Source organism: Sphingomonas sp. SRI_018 (assembly GCF_057586275.1).
Window position 1 is genome coordinate 1 of the sequence record NZ_JBYCZO010000001.1, and the last position, 15,781, is coordinate 15,781.

Sequence of the window (15,781 nt, forward strand, 5' to 3'; positions counted from 1 at the left end):
TGAGACTCGCCAAGATCAGCCAGATTGGATTCCCGCCTTCGCGGGAATGACGGCGGTCGTCACGGATAGCTCACCGTCTTCGGCACCTCCGGGATCGGGATGAACTCCTTGTCGTCCCCCGGCACCTTGGGGAAGCGCCCGGCCTTCCAGTCCTCCTTGGCCTGGTTGATGCGGTCGCGGCTCGACGAGACGAAGTTCCACCACACGTGACGCGGCGTCGCGAACGCCTCGCCGCCGCACAGCATCACGCGCGCGCCACTCTCCGAGCGCAGCGTCGCCGCGGTGCCGGGCCGCAGGACGTAGAGCGTCATCGGCTCCAGCGTCAGCCCGTCGAGCGTCGCCTCGCCGACGCCGACATAGATCGCGCGCTCCTCGGCATCGGCGTCGATCGGGATCGCGCCGCCCGCGGCGAGCTGGATGTCGGCATAGACGGTGTCGGCATAGGTGGTGGTCGGCGCGCGGCGGCCCCACAGCGATCCCATGATCACGCGCGCCTTGGCGCACTCGTCCTCGACCACCGGCAGGTCGTCGCGGGTGACGTGCTCGAACGCCGGGTCGATGTCCTCGGCGCCGTCGGGCAGCGCCAGCCAGGTCTGGATGCCCGACAGCTCCGGCCCGTGCGCCCGCTCGTCGGCCGGGGAGCGCTCGGAATGGACGATGCCGTGGCCGGCGGTCATCAGGTTGACCGCCCCCGGCTCGATCCGCGCATTGGTGCCGAGCGAATCGCGATGGTCGATCGCGCCGGCGAACAGATAGGTGACGGTGGCGAGGTTGATGTGCGGATGCGGCCGCACGTCGATGCCGGTGCCGGCGTCGAGGATCGCCGGCCCCATCTGATCGAAGAAGATGAAGGGGCCGACCATCGTCCGCGGCTTCGACGGCAGCGTCCGGTGGACCTTGAACCCGCCGAGGTCGTGCGTGACCGGAGCGATGGTGTGGATGAAGAGATCCTCGTTGGTCATGCCGCATCGAGCTCCGGATAGTGGCGGAAGATACCGTCGGTGTTGAAGGCGATCCTGCGGTCGCTCTGCAAGTAGGATTGGATGCCGGGCAACTCGGCGACCTGGTCGTGGATACGCAGGAGCGTCGGATAGTCGCCCTCGATCGCCGCCATGCGCTCCGGAAACATGTAGCGCAGCCCCTCGACGAGCTGGAACAGCGAGCAGTCGACATAGGTCCAGCGGTGATTGATCACCCATGGGCCGGGGTTGGCGTTCGCCGCCGCGTCGAAATGGTGGAGGAACTTGGGGATGCGCGCCTCGCGGAACCGCTCGGCGGCGCGCGCGGCTTCGGCCTTCTGCTCCTCGTAATAGAGGTCCGCGCCGACCGGGTGATGGACGTCATGCACCTCGGCGACGAAATCGGTGATGGTGAGCTGGAGCTGGTGGAGCCAATACCGGTCGGCCATCGCCGGAGGTGCGAGATCGTGCCGCTCGCCGAGATAGAGCAGGATGTTGGCGACATGCGCGATCACCATCCCGTTGAACTCGATATAGGGCGGGGCAAAGGGGCCGCGGCCCCCGCTGCGCAGCTTCATGTCGGCGACCAGCGCCTCGTCGCCAAGCTCGCGCGCGCAGTCGCGATAGGCGATACCGGCCGCTTCCATCGCCAGCCGGACGAACTCGCCGCGTCCCTGGATGCCGGTCCAGTACCAGAGATTGTAGATCATCATGCCTCTCCGGGAGCACGCGCCCGGATCACGAGCGCATGGACGCGCTCGCGGAGGAGGTCCGCCAGCGCCGCGTTCACCAACCGCTGGCGCGCGACGCGGTTCAATCCGGTAAAGGCGGGGCTTTCGACGATCACGGTGAAGTGCGATTCGCCCGCCGGATTATGCCCGGCATGGCCGCGATGGCCCGCGCTGTCGTCGATGACCTCGAGGTGCGTCGGATCGAGCGCCTCGCGGAGGCGGGCGGTGATTTCGGCGGCGACGGGGCCGGTGGCGGGAGCTGTCATCGCGCCTATATAGACCGTTTTGCGAGGGGTTTGAGTGGCGCGTGGAATGCCCGGAAAGGATCGTCCCAACGCCCGCTTCCACGGCCGCGTGGAAGCGGGCGATCGGCTGTGCGAGGAACCGGGCTGCGATCAGCCCGGCGAGTTCCGCGCGCCGCCGCTGGAGGGCTCGGGCGCGAGCGGGGAGGGGCCGGGGCGTTACCGCTGGCTGTGCCTCGATCACGTCCGCGCGTTCAACGCCGGCTATAATTTCTTCAACGGCATGACGCCGGAGGAGATCCACGACGCCCAGCGCCCCTATGCCGGCTGGGAGCGCGAGACCCGCGCCTTCTCCACCGCCGGTGCCGACCGCCCGCCGCGCTGGGCCGACTTCAGCGACCCGCTCGACGCGATCGGCGCGCGCTTCCGCGAGCGGATGGCAACGGAAAGGGCGCGCGCCGACGGCAAGCCGCTGCTGCCCGAGGACCGCGTCGCGCTGCGCGTGCTGGGGCTCGGCGTCGACGCCGACCGCAAGGCGCTGCGTGCGCGCTATTCGGAGCTGGTCCGCAAATTCCACCCCGACCGCAACGGCGGCGACCGCACTCATGAGGCGGCGCTGCAGAAGGTGGTCGAGGCGTACCAGCGGCTGAGGAAGGCGCCTGCGTTCGCGTGAGGCAATAGCTCCTCCCCGGCACGGGGAGGGGGACCAAGCCGCGCAGCGGCTTGGTGGAGGGGCCCCTCGGTGTCGGATTCGTATGCGGTGGGCCCCCTCCACCACCGGCCTGCGGCCGGCGGTCCCCCTCCCCGTCCCGGGGAGGATCTTGGGCTCTTACCCCTCGATCCTCATCCGCTCCTGCCGCGCCACCTCCGCCGCACTCGGCTCGGCGAGCTGAAACGATCCGATCGGCACCGGCCCGGCCGGCTCATAGGTCGCGATCGTCACGCCAGTGGTGGAGACCTTCTGGTCGACCAGCCTGAGTGCGAACGACGGCGTGCCCGGTCCGAACAGCCGCTTGCCGCCGCCGAGCACCACCGGGAACGTCATCACGAACAGCCGGTCGATCAGTCCCGCCGCGAACAGCTGGGGATAGAGCGTGGTGCTGCCCTGGATGAGCAGGTCGGGCCCGTCGCCGGCCTTGAGCTCGGCCAGCCGCGCCGTGACGTCGCCGCCGACGATATGGCTGTTGTTCCACGCCAGCGGATCGGTCGACGAGGTGACGACGTATTTGGCGATCCGGTTGAACTGCTCCGCGATCTCCTTGTCCGGCCCTTCGGTGGCATAGGGCCAGTGCGCGGCGAAGATCTCATAGGTCTTGCGGCCGAGCAGCAGGTCGTAGGGCTGGGAGAACAGCCCGCCCATCGCCTCGCCCATCGCTTCGTCCCAGAAGCTGGTCGACCAGCCGCCGAGCGCGAAGCCGCCGGTCGGGTCCTCGGTGGGGCCGCCGGGTGCCTGCATCACTCCGTCGAGCGACTGGAAGACGCCGCCGACGATCCTACGCATCGCTCGTCTCCCCTGCCTGGAGAGCCGCGTTCATGCCGGCACCTGCTCGCCGCGGATGGCGGCCTCGATCGCGGCGACGTCGATCTTGCGCATCGTCATCATCGCATCCATCGCCCGCTTGGCGGCGGCGCGGTCGGGATTGTCCATCGCTTCGAGCAGCACCCGCGGCGTGATCTGCCACGAGAAGCCCCAGCGGTCCTTGCACCAGCCGCAGGCGCTCTCCTGGCCGCCGTTGTCGACGATCGCGTTCCAATAGCGGTCGGTCTCGGCCTGGTCCTCGGTCAGCACCATGAAGCTGACCGATTCATTCGCCTTGAAGTTGGGCCCGCCATTGAGGCCGACGAACTGCTGCCCGAGCACGGTGAAGTCGACCGTGATCTCGTTGCCCGCTTCGCCGCCCGGATAGTCGGACGCGGCATAGTGGCCCGACCCGACATGGCTGTCGGGGAAGGTGGCGGCATAGAATTCGGCCGCCTTGCGCGCCTCGCCGTAATCGAACCACAGGCAGGTGATGAATTTGCCGTACGTCATCTCGTCTCTCCTTCGATGTTGATCAGCGTGCGGGCTCTACGAGCCCGAAGACGGCACCCTGCGGGTCCTGGCAGAAGGACACGCGCTCGCCGCCGGGGACTTCCATCGGCTCGTAATGAACCTTGCCGTCGGCGCGGACCTTGGCCAGCGCGGCGTCGAGGTCGGGAACACGGAAATAATAGTTCCACATCGCCGGCTGCTCGGGCCCCTGGCGGTTCATCACCGCGCCGATCATGCCCTCGCCGTCGCTGAGGAAGGTATAGTCGCCCTGCTCGCCCATCGGCATCGCGCCATCCTTCCGCCAGCCGAACATCTCGCCGTAGAAATCGAGCGCGGCGACTTGGTCGGTGGTGACGAGCTCGTTCCAGCAGCAGTGGCCGAGACCCATGCGGTCCCACGCCTTGCTGTCCTCGGGGCTCGATCCACGCATGATGTTGAACTTCACGCCCTGCGGGTCCGCGACCAACGCGAAGCGACCGACGTCCGGAATGTCGGCGGGACCGAAGTGGACCGATCCGCCGAGCGCCTTGATCTTCTCGGCCGAGGCATCGACGTCGTCGACGCCGATATAGCCGAGCCAGACCGGCGGGGTGGGGGCCGGGTTGGTCATGATCCCGGCGGCCCCGTCCGCGCCTGCGCTGGCGACGATGTAGCCGCCGTGACCGCCGGGAAACTCGGCGGTGGTCCAGCCGATCACGTCTTCGTAGAATTTGACGGCCGCGTCGCGATCGTTCGTCAGCAGCTCGTACCAGATATGCGTGCCCTGCGGATTGGCCATGTTGGGTCTCCAAGCTTTCCCCGTTCGCCCTGAGCTTGTCGAAGGGCCGTCCTTCTTCTTCGAGGAAGAAAGGACAGGGCTTCGACAACCCCGGATCAAGTCCGGGGCCGAACGGTGCAGGGGGAGGGGTTTACGCCTGGACGATCGGCTCGAAGCCGCCCCAGATCATGCGCTTGCCGTCGAAGGGCATCTCCGCGGGCGGCTTCATCCGCTCGTCGGCCATCACCTTCTCCCAGCCGGCGTTGCGCGCCTCCTTCGAGGGCCATTCGATCCAGGAATAGACGACGTTCTCGCCCTTCTCGGCGAGCACCGCGCCCTTGTAGTCGGTGATCTTGCCGTCGGGCACGTCGTCGCCCCACGCCTCGACCACCCGGGTGGCGCCATGCTCGCGGAAGATCACCGCCGCCTTGGCCGCCATCTCGCGATAGGCCTCGCGCTTCTCCGGCGTCACCGGCACCAGGAAGCCGTCGGTATAGCCCGTGCCCTTGCCGTCGCCTTCCTCGACGATCGGCTCGAAGCCGGCGAAGATCATGCGCATCCCGTCGAAGGGCATGGTCTTGCCCATCTCCTCCATGCGCGGGTCGCTCATCATCTTCTGGTTGGCGGCATCGCGCGTCGCCTTGTCGGGATATTCGAGCCACGAGAAGACCACGACCTCGTCGTCCTTGGCCTTCACCGCGCCCTTCAGGTCGTTGACCTTGCCGTCCGGCACGTCGTCGCCCCAGTTCTCGACGAAGCGGGTCGCGCCGAACTCCCTGAACAGCGGCGCCGCGCCGGCGGCATGTTCGCGATAGGCTTCCTTGTTCGCGGCGGGCACGGCCAGCACGAACCCCTCGATATAGGTCATCGTATCTCTCCTGCGTCTTGTCTGAGGCGGCATGTCGTTCCGCGCTGCCGCCGTGGCGCGATGTTACGCGAAAAGCCCCGGGCCGGCGACCAGTGCGTGGCCCAGAATCGCCAGCACGGTGGTCGCGAAGGCCGTGACGCCGATCGCTATGCTGTCCCTGAGCCGCATCGCCGGTCTCCCTGTCCGATCGCTCAGGCCGGCTCGCCGGCGAACGCCGCCATCGCCGCTTCGAGATCCATGTACATCGGCTCGAAGATATGGCCGTCGAGATCCTCGAAAGTGCGGCCGTACATGAAGCCCATGTCCTGCGGCGCGCGGACGTCCGCCTTGCCGCCGGCCTTCGCCGCCGCCTCGGCGATCGCGTCGACCTCCGCGCGGCTGTCCCGCGACAGCGCGATCAGCGTGCCGGTCGCGGCCTTGGCGTCGGCGACCGGCCGCGGGGTGAAGGTGCCGAAATACTCGCGGCTCAGCAGCATGACGACGATCGTGTCCGACCATTGCATCGATGCCGCGGTGCCCTCCTGGCTGAAGCGCATGTCCCGGACGAAGCCCAGCGCCTCGTAGAAGGCTGCCGACTTCTCCACGTCGGCGACCGGCAGGTTCACGAAGATCATCTTGGCCATGGCCCTTCTCCCTTGAAAACGAATCGACGAAGGCGTATCTGCACGACTCAGTTATCAAAAGCAACTATGAAGTTAGAAAAAATGACTAAACACGGAAATGGCGCGGAAAAACGGTGGTACGACGATGCGTGTGGCACTGCCTTCGCCATGGAGCTGGTGGGCGAACGCTGGTCGCTGCTGATCGTGCGCGAGCTGATGTTCGGGCCGCGCCGCTTCGGCGAGCTGCGCCAGGGCCTGCCGGGGATCAGCGCCAACGTGCTGACGCAGCGGCTCGAGGGGCTGGAGCGCGCCGGTATCCTCAAGCGCCGCAAGCTGCCGCCGCCCGCATCGGTGCAGGTCTATGAGCTGACGCCTTGGGGCTATGAGAGCGAAACGGCGATCCAGGAGCTCGGCCGCTGGGCGACGCGCTCGCCGGCCCACGATCCGTCGCTGCCGGTGTCGGCCGCCTCGATCATGCTGTCGTTCCGCACCATGTACGACCGGGCACGCGCGAAGGGGATCGGCGCCACCATCGGCTTCCGCTTCGGCGACGAAGGCTTCGTGGGCGTGCTGACCGACGAGGAGATCAAGGTGCGCCGCGCCGAGCCGGAGGGCGAGGCGGTGTTCGAGACCACGCCGATGGGGATGGCGGCGATCGTCTACGGCGGCCTGCCGATCGCCGCCGCCGAGGCCAACGACATGCTCACGCTGGAGGGCGACCGCGCGCTCGCCGAACGCTTCGTGACGCTGTTCCCGCTGCCGCCGAAGATCGAAAACGAAGCCGCTGCGGCTTGACCTTCTCGCCATCCGTTCGCACTGAGCCCTACGAAGTGCCGTTCCTCTGACTCGTGCGTTGAGGGGAGGACAGGGGCTTCGACGAGCTCAGTCCGAACGGTAGCGCATCATGACCGACATCCCCAACACCCAGCCCGACAGCCGCGAGACCACGATCCTCGACGCCCCCGACAAGGCGGTGAAGGTGCGCGAGCTGTTCGGCATCGACTCGGATCTGGAGGTGCCAGCCTTCAGCGAGGCGGACGAGCGCGTGCCCGATCTCGACCCGGCCTATGTGTTCGATCCCGACACCACGCTCGCGATCCTCGCCGGCTTCGCGCACAACCGCCGCGTGATGGTGCAGGGCTATCACGGCACCGGCAAGTCGACCCATATCGAGCAGGTGGCGGCGCGGCTCAACTGGCCGTGCATCCGCATCAACCTCGACGCGCACATCAGCCGCATCGACCTGATCGGCCGCGACGCGATCGTGCTCAAGGACGGCCAGCAGGTCACCGAGTTCCGCGAGGGCCTGCTGCCTTGGGCGCTGCAGACGCCGACCGCGCTGGTGTTCGACGAATATGACGCCGGCCGCCCCGACGTGATGTTCGTGATCCAGCGCGTGCTGGAGACCGAGGGCAAGCTGACCCTGCTCGACCAGAACCGGGTGATCCGGCCCAACCCCTTCTTCCGCCTGTTCGCCACCGCCAACACCATCGGCCTCGGCGACACCAGCGGGCTCTATCACGGTACCCAGCAGATCAACCAGGGCCAGATGGACCGCTGGAACATCGTGGTGACGCTGAACTACCTCCCCGCCGCGGTCGAGGCGCAGATCGTGCTCGCCAAGTCGGGCGAGTATGACAAGCCGGGCGGCAAGGAGACGGTCGACAACATGGTGCGCGTGGCGGACTTGACGCGCCGCGGCTTCATCAACGGCGACATCTCGACCGTGATGAGCCCGCGCACGGTGATCACCTGGGCCCAGAACGCGCTGATCTTCGGCGACGTCGGCTTCGCCTTCCGCCTGTCGTTCCTCAACAAGTGCGACGACGCTGAACGGCCGCTGGTCGCCGAATATTACCAGCGCGTGTTCGGGACGGACCTGCCGGAGAGCGTGGTGGGGAAGGCTTGAGGAGACGGGTGGACTAACCTACTTAGTCCACAGGAGGTGCGCGATGGCCGAAGCCGATCCGCAGAAGACGTTCAACGTCCACGACGCCAAGACGCATCTGTCGCGGCTGATGGATCGCGCGCACGCAGGCGAGGAGATCATCCTCGCCAAGGCGGGAGTGCCCTACGCCAAGCTGGTGCCGATCGATCCGGTCGACCTGCCGCCGCGCAAGCCGGGGCGGTTCAAGGGCGAGTTCGACGGGATTCCGGATTCGGTGTGGTTCGATCCCTTCTATTCCGACGAGGAGCTCGATGCCTTCGCATGCGAGTTCGCCGACGAGCCGAAGACGTGAAGTGCCTGCTCGACAGTCATACGCTGATCTGGTGGTGGAATGCCGATCCGGCGTTGTCACCGGCCGCTCGCGCGATCATGGCGGATAGGACCAACACCATCTTCGTCAGCGCGGCGACGGCCTGGGAGCTTGCAACCAAATTCCGCTCGGGCCGATTGCCGTCGGTCGGCCGCCGGCTCGACGCATTCGATGCCGTTATCCGAGACGACGGCTTCCGTCACCTCGACGTGCGACATGAGCATGGCCTTCGCGGGGGCTTGCTCGAAAACGAGCATCGCGATCCGTTCGACCGTCTGCTCGCCGCGCAGGCGCTGATCGAGGGATTGACCGTCCTGACGCGGGATCGCGCCTTCGCGGGCTTCGGTTGCGAGACACTCTGGTAATGGCTCAGGAAACCCCTCTCGACCGCTTCAAGTCGGTGCTCGCCGGCACTGCCCGCGCGCTGTCGGGCAAGGAGGACGTCGAGCTCGCCTTCACCGCCGACGCGCCGAGCCAGGCCGGGCGTCACCTCAAGGTGCCGATGCCCGCGCGCACCCTGCCTGCCGATCAGGTGGCCGAGGCGCGGGGCTTCGCCGACAGCTTCGCGCTGCGCCTGCGCCATCACGATACGGCGCTGCACGCCCGCGGCGCCCCGCAGGAGGCGGTTGCACGAGCGGTGTTCGACGCGGTCGAGACCGCGCGGGTCGAGGCGCTGGGGTCGAAGGGTTATGCCGGCATCGCCGACAACCTCGACCAGGCGCTGGCGATGCGGATGAAGTCCGATCCGATCGCCCGCGCCCGCACGCCCGAGGAAGTGCCGCTGTCGACCGCGATCGGCCTGATGGTGCGCGAGCGGCTGACCGGCCGCGCGGCGCCCGAGAGCGCGACTGCCGGCCTGGCGCTGGTATCGGAATGGGTCGAGGAGAAGGCCGGCGCCGAGCTCGACGCGCTCGGCCTCGCGATCGACGACCAGCGGGCGTTCGCCGATCTGGTCACGCGCCTGCTCGAGGACCTCGAGCTCACCGAAGGCGACATGAAGCCCGAGGAGAGCGACGAGGGCGGCAGCGACGACGAGGGCATCGAGGAACAGGAGCAGGACGAAGGCGACGACGGCGAGGAGGAAGGCGCCGCCGGCGAGGGCCAGGTCGAGGCGCGCGGCGAGCAGCGCGACGCCGACGCCGACGACGGCGAGGCGAGCGAGCAGGGCGAGGACAGCCTCGACGACGCCGAGGGCGAGCCCGGCGACGAGGGCGACGAGGGCATGATGCCAGTACGTCCGAACCGCCCCTGGTCGGACATGCCGCCGCAGTTCGAGTACAAGGCGTTCACCACCCGCTTCGATGAGGTGATCGCTGCGACCGAGCTGTGCGACGAGGACGAGCTCGATCGCCTGCGCGCCTATCTCGACCAGCAGCTGGTCCATCTCCAGGGCGTGGTGACCAAGCTCGCCAACCGCCTCCAGCGCCGGCTGATGGCGCAGCAGGCGCGCTCGTGGGACTTCGACCAGGAGGAAGGGCTGCTCGATGCGGCGCGGTTGGCGCGGGTGGTGGTCAACCCGATGCAGTCGCTCTCCTACAAGATCGAGCGCGACACCGAGTTCAAGGATACCGTCGTCACCATCCTGATCGACAATTCGGGCTCGATGCGCGGCCGCCCGATCTCGATCGCGGCGATCAGCGCCGACATCCTCGCGCGCACGCTGGAGCGGGTCGGGGTCAAGACCGAGATCCTCGGCTTCACCACCCGCGCGTGGAAGGGCGGGCAGGCGCGCGAGGCATGGCTCGCCGCGGGCCGGCCGCCGCAGCCTGGCCGGCTCAACGACGTCCGCCACATCGTCTACAAGCAGGCCGACGAGCCGTGGCGCCGCGCCAAGCGCAGCCTCGGGCTGATGATGCGCGAGGGGCTGCTCAAGGAGAACATCGACGGCGAGGCGCTGCTGTGGGCGCACCAGCGGCTGATCGCGCGGAGCGAGGACCGCAAGATCCTGATGGTGATCTCCGACGGCGCGCCGGTCGACGATTCGACGCTATCGGTCAATTCGGGCAGCTATCTGGAGCGGCACCTGAGGCAGGTGATCGGCTGGATCGAGGCGCGCTCGCCGGTCGAGCTGGTCGCGATCGGCATCGGCCACGACGTGACCCGCTATTACCAGAAGGCGGTGACGATCATGGACGCCGACCAGCTCGCCGGCACGATGATCGAGCAGCTCGCCGGGCTGTTCGAGGAGGCGTGAGGGTCGGTTGGCTCAAGCCCCTCCCCTTCAGGGGAGGGGTCGGGGTGGGGCCTCGCCCCAAGCGATATGGCCTGCCGCACTGCCCCACCCCCAACCCCTCCCCTGAAGGGGAGGGGCTATGAAGGTTATCCCACCCCCCGGCGGCTTCCTCGGCCCGGTGAAACGCTCGATCACCATCGCCGGGCACGAAACCTCGATCAGCCTGGAGCCGCTCTTCTGGCACGCACTGGAAACCGCCGCCGTCGCCCGTGCGCTGCCGCTGTCCGCGCTGGTCGCGGCGATCGACGCGGCGCGGATCGAGGCGGCCGATCCGCCCAACCTCGCCAGCGCGATCCGGAGCTGGCTGTTCCACGAGGCGCAGACCGGTGAGGATCCTTCCGGCCTGAAATAGCCGTTCCCCGGCGAAGGCCGGGGCCCAGAATCGGGCCGCTCGCATCTGGACCCCGGCCTTCGCCGGGGAACAGATTCAAGCAGACCGAGCCGACGCTTACCGCCCCAGCAGCACCCGCGCCTGGCCTGCGATCTGCGCCAGCATCGCCGCATTGGGCGCCGCGGCCAGCTTCGCGCGCCGGACCAGCCCGGCGAACTGGCGCACCCGCGCCGCGTTCGCCGTCAGCCACGCCTCGACCGCCGCCTCCGGGTCCTTGCCCTCGATCCGGCTCAGGAACTCGAGCCGAAGCTGCTGGAAGTCGCGCGCGAGGCCGGCGATCAGCAGCCGCTCCCACGGATCGCCGGTGGTGATCCGCGCCGATACGGTCTGCGCCCAGTCGAGCCCGAGCGCCTGCCCGAGATGGGTGAAGGCATGGGTCAGCCGGATCTCGTCGATCCCGCGCGCATTGCCGAGCGCGGCGAGGCCGATCGCCCCGTCGAGTTCGAACAGCCGCACGATCTTGCGCACCAGCGGCTTGGGCGCGCCGGCCTCCTCCAGCACGGCGGCGATGCGTTCGCTGCCCGCGCGCGCCTCGGCCTTGAGCAGCGTCTTCACCTGCCGGTCGAGCGCGTCGACGCCGGGCTTGAGCCGCTTGACCACCTCGCCCGGTCCCTCCCCGGGGCGCTGGGCGCGGAGCAGGTCGGCGATGTGGCTGCGCACCGCCGTCGCCGCCTCGTCGAACAGCGCGATGCGCGCGCCTTCGCCGATCGCGGCACTCTCGATGTCCTCCCACAGGTCGGGCAGGCCGAAGATGCGCTCGGCCGCGACGAACATCGCCGCGATGTCGCCCATCGACGCGCCTTCCTCCTCGGCCAGCTCGAACGGGTGGAGCACGCCCATCCGGTTGATCACGCGGTTGGCGAGCTTGGTCGCGACGATCTCCCCGCGCAGGCGATGGGCATCGATCGCCGCGCCGAACTTCTTGCGCATCGCCGGCGGGAAGGCGGCGTGGAGATCGGGCGCCAACTCGGAGTCGAGCCCCAACCCGCGCTCCTCGATCGCATCCTGCAGTCCCAGCTTGGCGGTGGCGAGCAGCACGGCGAGCTCGGGCCGGGTCATGCCGCGGCCCTCCTGCGCGCGCCGCAGCAGCTCCTCGTTGCTGCCGAGCCCCTCGACCTTGCGGTCGAGCCGGCCCGATGCCTCGAGCATCTCGATCACGCGGACATAGCTCGGCACCGCGATCGCGCCGTCGTTCTCCATGGTGGAAAGCGCCAGCGTCTGCAGGCGGTTGTCCTCCAGCACCAGATGCGCGACGTCGTCGGTCATGCTCGCCAGCAGCTTGTTGCGGTTGGCGAAGGTGAGGCGCCCCTCGTTCATCTCGCGGTTGAGCGCGATCTTGATATTGACCTCATTGTCCGAGCAGTCGACGCCCGCCGAATTGTCGATGAAGTCGGTGTTGATCCGCCCGCCGAGCGTCGCGAAGGCGATGCGCGCGGCCTGCGTCACGCCCAGGTTCGCGCCCTCGCCGATCACCTTCGCGCGCAGCTGCTCGGCATCGACGCGCAGGCGGTCGTTGGCAGGATCGCCGACAGCCACGTTGTTCTCGGCCGCCGCCTTCACATAGGTGCCGATGCCGCCGAACCATATGAGGTCGACCGGCGCCTTGAGGATGGCGGAGATGAGCACCGTCGGCTCGTAGCTGCCGGGGGCGAGGCCGAGCACCTCGGCCGCCTGCTTGCTGAGCTTGATCGCCTTGTCGGTGCGCGCGAACACGCCGCCGCCCTTGGAGATCAGCTTGGGATCGTAATCCGCCCAGCTCGACCGCGGCAGCGCGAACATGCGCGCGCGCTCCTCCCAGCTCGCCGCCGGATCGGGCGAGGGATCGAGGAAGATGTGCCGGTGGTCGAACGCCGCGACCAGCCTGATCGCCTTCGACAGCAGCATCCCGTTGCCGAACACGTCGCCCGACATGTCGCCGCAGCCGACCACGCTGACCGGCTGCGTCTGGACGTCGACTCCCATCTCGCGGAAGTGCCGCTGGACCGAGATCCAGCCGCCCTTGGCGGTGATCCCCATCGCCTTGTGGTCATAGCCGTGCCCGCCGCCCGAGGCGAAGGCATCGCCCAGCCAGAAGTTGCGGCCGACCGCGATCTCGTTGGCGACGTCGCTGAAGGTCGCGGTGCCCTTGTCGGCGGCGACGACGAAATAGGGATCCTCGCCGTCGAGCACGCGCACCTTCTCGGGATGCACCACCTTGCCCTCGACGATGTTGTCGGTGACCGACAGCAAAGTGCGGATGAAGATGCGGTAGCTCTCCGTCCCCTCCGCCAGCCAGGCGTCGCGGTTCGACGGCGCCGGCAGCAGCTTGGGATAGAAGCCGCCCTTGGCCCCGGTCGGCACGATCACCGCATTCTTGACGCGCTGCGCCTTCATCAGGCCGAGGATCTCGGTGCGGAAGTCGTCGCGCCGGTCGGACCACCTGAGGCCCCCGCGCGCGACCGGACCGGCGCGCAGGTGGATGCCCTCGACCCGCGGGCTGTAGACCCAGATCTCGCGCCACGGCAGCGGCGCCGGCAGGCCCGGCACCTTGGCGCTGTCGAGCTTGAACGCCAGCGCCTCGGTCGCCGCGGGCGCAAAGGCGTTGGTCCTCAGCGTCGCGTCGACGACCCCGCGGATGGTGCGCAGGATACGGTCGTCGTCGATCGCCGAGACCGCATCCAGTCCCGCCTCGATCGCGCGGTCCGCCGCCTCGATCTTCGCCTCGGCGCCCTTCGCCTGCGCCGGATCATGCGCCGCCTCGAACCGCTCGATCAGCGCGGTCGCGACCTTCGGCGCCCGCCGCAGCGCGTCGACCACCGTGACCAGGCCATAGGGCAGGCCGGTCTGGCGCAGGTAGCGGAACCACGCCCGGAACAGCACGACCGAGGCCGGCTTCATCCCGGCCTCGACGATCAGCCGATTGAACGCATCGTTCTCGGCACGCCCCTCGAGCACCGCGTCGATCGCGCCCTCGATGGTCGTAACGTCGCAGCGCAGCGCGCCGCCCGGCAGCGCCACGCCGAAGTCGTGGATATAGGCGCCGTCCTCGCCTGCCAGCTTGGTCGGGATCTCCTCGATCACGCGGAAGCCGAAGTTCTCGAACACCGGCACCGCATCCGACAGCGGCAGCGGCCCGCCCAGCCGGTAGAGCCGCACGCGCAGCACGTCGGGTTGCGCGGGATCGGCGACGATGCGCACCGCGCGCGACCCGGCGTCGGTCAGCTCGCCGAGGCGCAGGATGTCGTGCGCCGCCTCCTCGGGCGAATAGGCGAGACGATAGCCGTTCGGGAAGGCGTTGGCGTAGCGCAGGGTCAGCCGCGCGGCGCGCGCATCCCCGGCGAGCGCCGCCAGCGCCGCCTCCACCGCCGGCGTCCAGCCGCGCACCATCCGCACGATCTCGGCATCGAGCTTCGCCACGTCGGGCGTCCGCCCGCTGCCGCGCACGTCGAGCGTGTAGCGGATCAGCGCGACCACGCCGTCCTCCAGCGCGATCGACCAGTTGAGCACGGTCGCGTCCGCCGCCTCCGCCAGCATCTCGCCGATGCCGACCCGGCGCGCGGTGGTGACGTCGTCGCGCGGCAGCCAGACGAAGGCGAAGATGTGCCGCCCCAGCGTCGAGCGGATCAGCTCCAGCTTCGGCCGCGGCCGGTCGGCGAGCGACATGGCGGTGAGCGTCAGCCGCTCCAGCTCCTCTTCCTGGAAGGCGGTGGTGAGGTCGTGCGGCAATGCGGTCAGCGCATGGGCCAGCGCCTTGCCGGTATGCCCCTTGGGATCGAAGCCGAACTTCGCCTCCAGCGCATGCAGCCGCTGGCGGAGCACCGGCACGTCCTCGGGCTCGCTGTGCAGCGCGGCGCTGGTCCACAGGCCCGCGTGCAGCGACAGGCCGACCACCTCGCCCTTCTCGATCAGCGGCAGCAGCACCAGGTCGAGCGGCACGCGGCGATGCACGGTCGAGATGCAGTTCGACTTGAGCAGCAGCGGCGCCGCGCCGCCCTTCTCGAACCATGTGAGCGCGAGCTTGCGCGAAGCCTCGGCGAGCAGCGGGATCGCCAGCTCGTGGCGGGCGAGGCCGAGCTGGTTGCTCGCCTTGCCGTCCCGCCGCCACTGCTCGTGGCCGAGCAGGGTCATGTTCTTGTCGTGGAACCACTGGAGCAGCTGCGCGCCCTCGACATTGTCGATCGCGGTCAGCCGTTCGGCATCGAATCGCATCGCCGCCTGCAGCTTGGGCCAGTCGTCGACGGCGCTGCGGACATGGCCGAGGTTGCGCTCCAATTCGGCGACCAGCGCGTTGCGCGTGCGCGCCTCGGCGCGGCGCAGCTCGATGTAGATCATCGATTCGCGCCCGCCCTCGCCGATCGCGCTCAGCACGCCCTTGGCGTCGCGGGTGACGGGGAGGACGGGGTGGATGATGCGGTCGATCGGGATGTCGTGCGCGGCGATCGTCGCGGCGATCGAATCGACCAGGAACGGCATGTCGTCGTTGACGACGGCGAGCCGCATCCGCCGCTCGCGCCCTTCGGCCTCGACCATTTCGAGCGCGATCGCCGGCGTGCCCGGCGGGCGCGTCGCCGCCGTCTCGGCGACGAAGCCGGCGGCTTCGGCCCGATCCGCCTTGCTCAGTCCTTCAATCTCTCCCGGGAGTGCACCTTCGGTCAGTCGGGCGGCGAGCGCCTGCGACAGCGACTTTATCGTTTGTCTTGCCATGACCGTCGCCTACGCCGGGTGTGTG

Annotated in this window: 16 protein-coding genes; 7 read left to right on the top strand and 9 right to left on the bottom strand. The window is 68.8% G+C overall.

Features of this window, described 5'->3' with window-relative positions; all coding sequences use genetic code 11:
- Window positions 1–59 precede the first annotated feature (59 nt).
- From AC2YHA_RS00005 to AC2YHA_RS00015, 3 genes are read right to left on the bottom strand one after another with little or no spacing between them, the layout of a single operon-like run.
- Complete coding sequence (locus tag AC2YHA_RS00005) at window positions 60–962, bottom strand: pirin family protein (RefSeq protein ID WP_487399853.1); 903 nt, start codon at window positions 960–962, stop codon at window positions 60–62.
- Window positions 959–1,669: a glutathione S-transferase gene (locus AC2YHA_RS00010; protein ID WP_233783617.1), complete on the bottom strand. Its 711-nt coding sequence runs from the start codon at window positions 1,667–1,669 to the stop codon at window positions 959–961. The genes AC2YHA_RS00005 and AC2YHA_RS00010 overlap by 4 nt, the downstream gene beginning before the upstream one ends.
- Window positions 1,669–1,956, bottom strand: a complete 288-nt coding sequence (locus AC2YHA_RS00015) for a BolA family protein (protein ID WP_487399854.1) — start codon at window positions 1,954–1,956, stop codon at window positions 1,669–1,671. Before AC2YHA_RS00015 ends, AC2YHA_RS00010 begins: the two co-directional genes overlap by 1 nt.
- Before the next feature lie 46 nt (window positions 1,957–2,002).
- On the opposite strand from AC2YHA_RS00015, the gene AC2YHA_RS00020 reads away from it, so the two are divergent.
- Window positions 2,003–2,605, top strand: a complete 603-nt coding sequence (locus AC2YHA_RS00020) for a J domain-containing protein (protein ID WP_487399855.1) — start codon at window positions 2,003–2,005, stop codon at window positions 2,603–2,605.
- 156 nt (window positions 2,606–2,761) lie between these two features.
- Here AC2YHA_RS00020 and AC2YHA_RS00025 read toward each other — a convergent pair whose 3' ends face one another.
- From AC2YHA_RS00025 to AC2YHA_RS00045, 5 genes are all read right to left on the bottom strand, one after another.
- A complete protein-coding gene (locus tag AC2YHA_RS00025; RefSeq protein WP_487399856.1) occupies window positions 2,762–3,433 on the bottom strand; it encodes a dihydrofolate reductase family protein in 672 nt (223 codons plus the stop codon).
- A gap of 30 nt (window positions 3,434–3,463) precedes the next feature.
- On the bottom strand, window positions 3,464–3,964 hold the full coding sequence (locus AC2YHA_RS00030) for a VOC family protein (RefSeq protein ID WP_233783613.1): 501 nt from the start codon (window positions 3,962–3,964) through the stop codon (window positions 3,464–3,466).
- Between the two features lie 22 nt (window positions 3,965–3,986).
- A complete protein-coding gene (locus AC2YHA_RS00035; RefSeq protein ID WP_487399857.1) occupies window positions 3,987–4,742 on the bottom strand; it encodes a VOC family protein in 756 nt (251 codons plus the stop codon).
- A gap of 130 nt (window positions 4,743–4,872) precedes the next feature.
- Complete coding sequence (locus AC2YHA_RS00040) at window positions 4,873–5,589, bottom strand: DUF1428 domain-containing protein (protein ID WP_487399858.1); 717 nt, start codon at window positions 5,587–5,589, stop codon at window positions 4,873–4,875.
- 191 nt (window positions 5,590–5,780) lie between these two features.
- Complete coding sequence (locus tag AC2YHA_RS00045; protein WP_487399859.1) at window positions 5,781–6,212, bottom strand: VOC family protein; 432 nt, start codon at window positions 6,210–6,212, stop codon at window positions 5,781–5,783.
- A 147-nt stretch (window positions 6,213–6,359) separates the two neighbouring features.
- On the opposite strand from AC2YHA_RS00045, the gene AC2YHA_RS00050 reads away from it, so the two are divergent.
- The 6 genes from AC2YHA_RS00050 (at window position 6,360) to AC2YHA_RS00075 (ending at window position 11,034) form a co-directional block, all read left to right on the top strand.
- Complete coding sequence (locus AC2YHA_RS00050) at window positions 6,360–6,986, top strand: winged helix-turn-helix transcriptional regulator (protein WP_487399860.1); 627 nt, start codon at window positions 6,360–6,362, stop codon at window positions 6,984–6,986.
- A gap of 109 nt (window positions 6,987–7,095) precedes the next feature.
- Window positions 7,096–8,100, top strand: coding sequence for a cobaltochelatase subunit CobS (gene cobS / locus AC2YHA_RS00055; protein WP_487399861.1), 1,005 nt, complete (start codon window positions 7,096–7,098; stop codon window positions 8,098–8,100).
- A gap of 43 nt (window positions 8,101–8,143) precedes the next feature.
- Window positions 8,144–8,431: a type II toxin-antitoxin system Phd/YefM family antitoxin gene (locus AC2YHA_RS00060; protein WP_487399862.1), complete on the top strand. Its 288-nt coding sequence runs from the start codon at window positions 8,144–8,146 to the stop codon at window positions 8,429–8,431.
- Complete coding sequence (locus AC2YHA_RS00065; protein WP_487399863.1) at window positions 8,428–8,814, top strand: type II toxin-antitoxin system VapC family toxin; 387 nt, start codon at window positions 8,428–8,430, stop codon at window positions 8,812–8,814. Before AC2YHA_RS00060 ends, AC2YHA_RS00065 begins: the two co-directional genes overlap by 4 nt.
- On the top strand, window positions 8,814–10,643 hold the full coding sequence (gene cobT, locus AC2YHA_RS00070) for a cobaltochelatase subunit CobT (RefSeq protein ID WP_487399864.1): 1,830 nt from the start codon (window positions 8,814–8,816) through the stop codon (window positions 10,641–10,643). Before AC2YHA_RS00065 ends, cobT begins: the two co-directional genes overlap by 1 nt.
- A 118-nt stretch (window positions 10,644–10,761) precedes the next feature.
- Window positions 10,762–11,034 (top strand): ribbon-helix-helix domain-containing protein, encoded by a 273-nt coding sequence (locus tag AC2YHA_RS00075; RefSeq protein ID WP_487399865.1) that lies wholly within the window; start codon window positions 10,762–10,764, stop codon window positions 11,032–11,034.
- A 96-nt stretch (window positions 11,035–11,130) separates the two neighbouring features.
- On the opposite strand, the gene AC2YHA_RS00080 is transcribed toward AC2YHA_RS00075, so the two are convergent.
- Window positions 11,131–15,756, bottom strand: coding sequence for an NAD-glutamate dehydrogenase (locus tag AC2YHA_RS00080; protein ID WP_487399866.1), 4,626 nt, complete (start codon window positions 15,754–15,756; stop codon window positions 11,131–11,133).
- Window positions 15,757–15,781: the final 25 nt, after the last annotated feature.

Coding starts and splice junctions, on each gene's coding strand:
- AC2YHA_RS00005 (WP_487399853.1), bottom strand. CDS start 962: ATGACCAACGAGGATCTCTTCATCCACACCATCGCTCCGGTCACGCAC.
- AC2YHA_RS00010 (WP_233783617.1), bottom strand. CDS start 1,669: ATGATCTACAATCTCTGGTACTGGACCGGCATCCAGGGACGCGGCGAG.
- AC2YHA_RS00015 (WP_487399854.1), bottom strand. CDS start 1,956: ATGACAGCTCCCGCCACCGGCCCCGTCGCCGCCGAAATCACCGCCCGC.
- AC2YHA_RS00020 (WP_487399855.1), top strand. CDS start 2,003: ATGCCCGGAAAGGATCGTCCCAACGCCCGCTTCCACGGCCGCGTGGAA.
- AC2YHA_RS00025 (WP_487399856.1), bottom strand. CDS start 3,433: ATGCGTAGGATCGTCGGCGGCGTCTTCCAGTCGCTCGACGGAGTGATG.
- AC2YHA_RS00030 (WP_233783613.1), bottom strand. CDS start 3,964: ATGACGTACGGCAAATTCATCACCTGCCTGTGGTTCGATTACGGCGAG.
- AC2YHA_RS00035 (WP_487399857.1), bottom strand. CDS start 4,742: ATGGCCAATCCGCAGGGCACGCATATCTGGTACGAGCTGCTGACGAAC.
- AC2YHA_RS00040 (WP_487399858.1), bottom strand. CDS start 5,589: ATGACCTATATCGAGGGGTTCGTGCTGGCCGTGCCCGCCGCGAACAAG.
- AC2YHA_RS00045 (WP_487399859.1), bottom strand. CDS start 6,212: ATGGCCAAGATGATCTTCGTGAACCTGCCGGTCGCCGACGTGGAGAAG.
- AC2YHA_RS00050 (WP_487399860.1), top strand. CDS start 6,360: ATGGAGCTGGTGGGCGAACGCTGGTCGCTGCTGATCGTGCGCGAGCTG.
- cobS (WP_487399861.1), top strand. CDS start 7,096: ATGACCGACATCCCCAACACCCAGCCCGACAGCCGCGAGACCACGATC.
- AC2YHA_RS00060 (WP_487399862.1), top strand. CDS start 8,144: ATGGCCGAAGCCGATCCGCAGAAGACGTTCAACGTCCACGACGCCAAG.
- cobT (WP_487399864.1), top strand. CDS start 8,814: ATGGCTCAGGAAACCCCTCTCGACCGCTTCAAGTCGGTGCTCGCCGGC.
- AC2YHA_RS00075 (WP_487399865.1), top strand. CDS start 10,762: ATGAAGGTTATCCCACCCCCCGGCGGCTTCCTCGGCCCGGTGAAACGC.
- AC2YHA_RS00080 (WP_487399866.1), bottom strand. CDS start 15,756: ATGGCAAGACAAACGATAAAGTCGCTGTCGCAGGCGCTCGCCGCCCGA.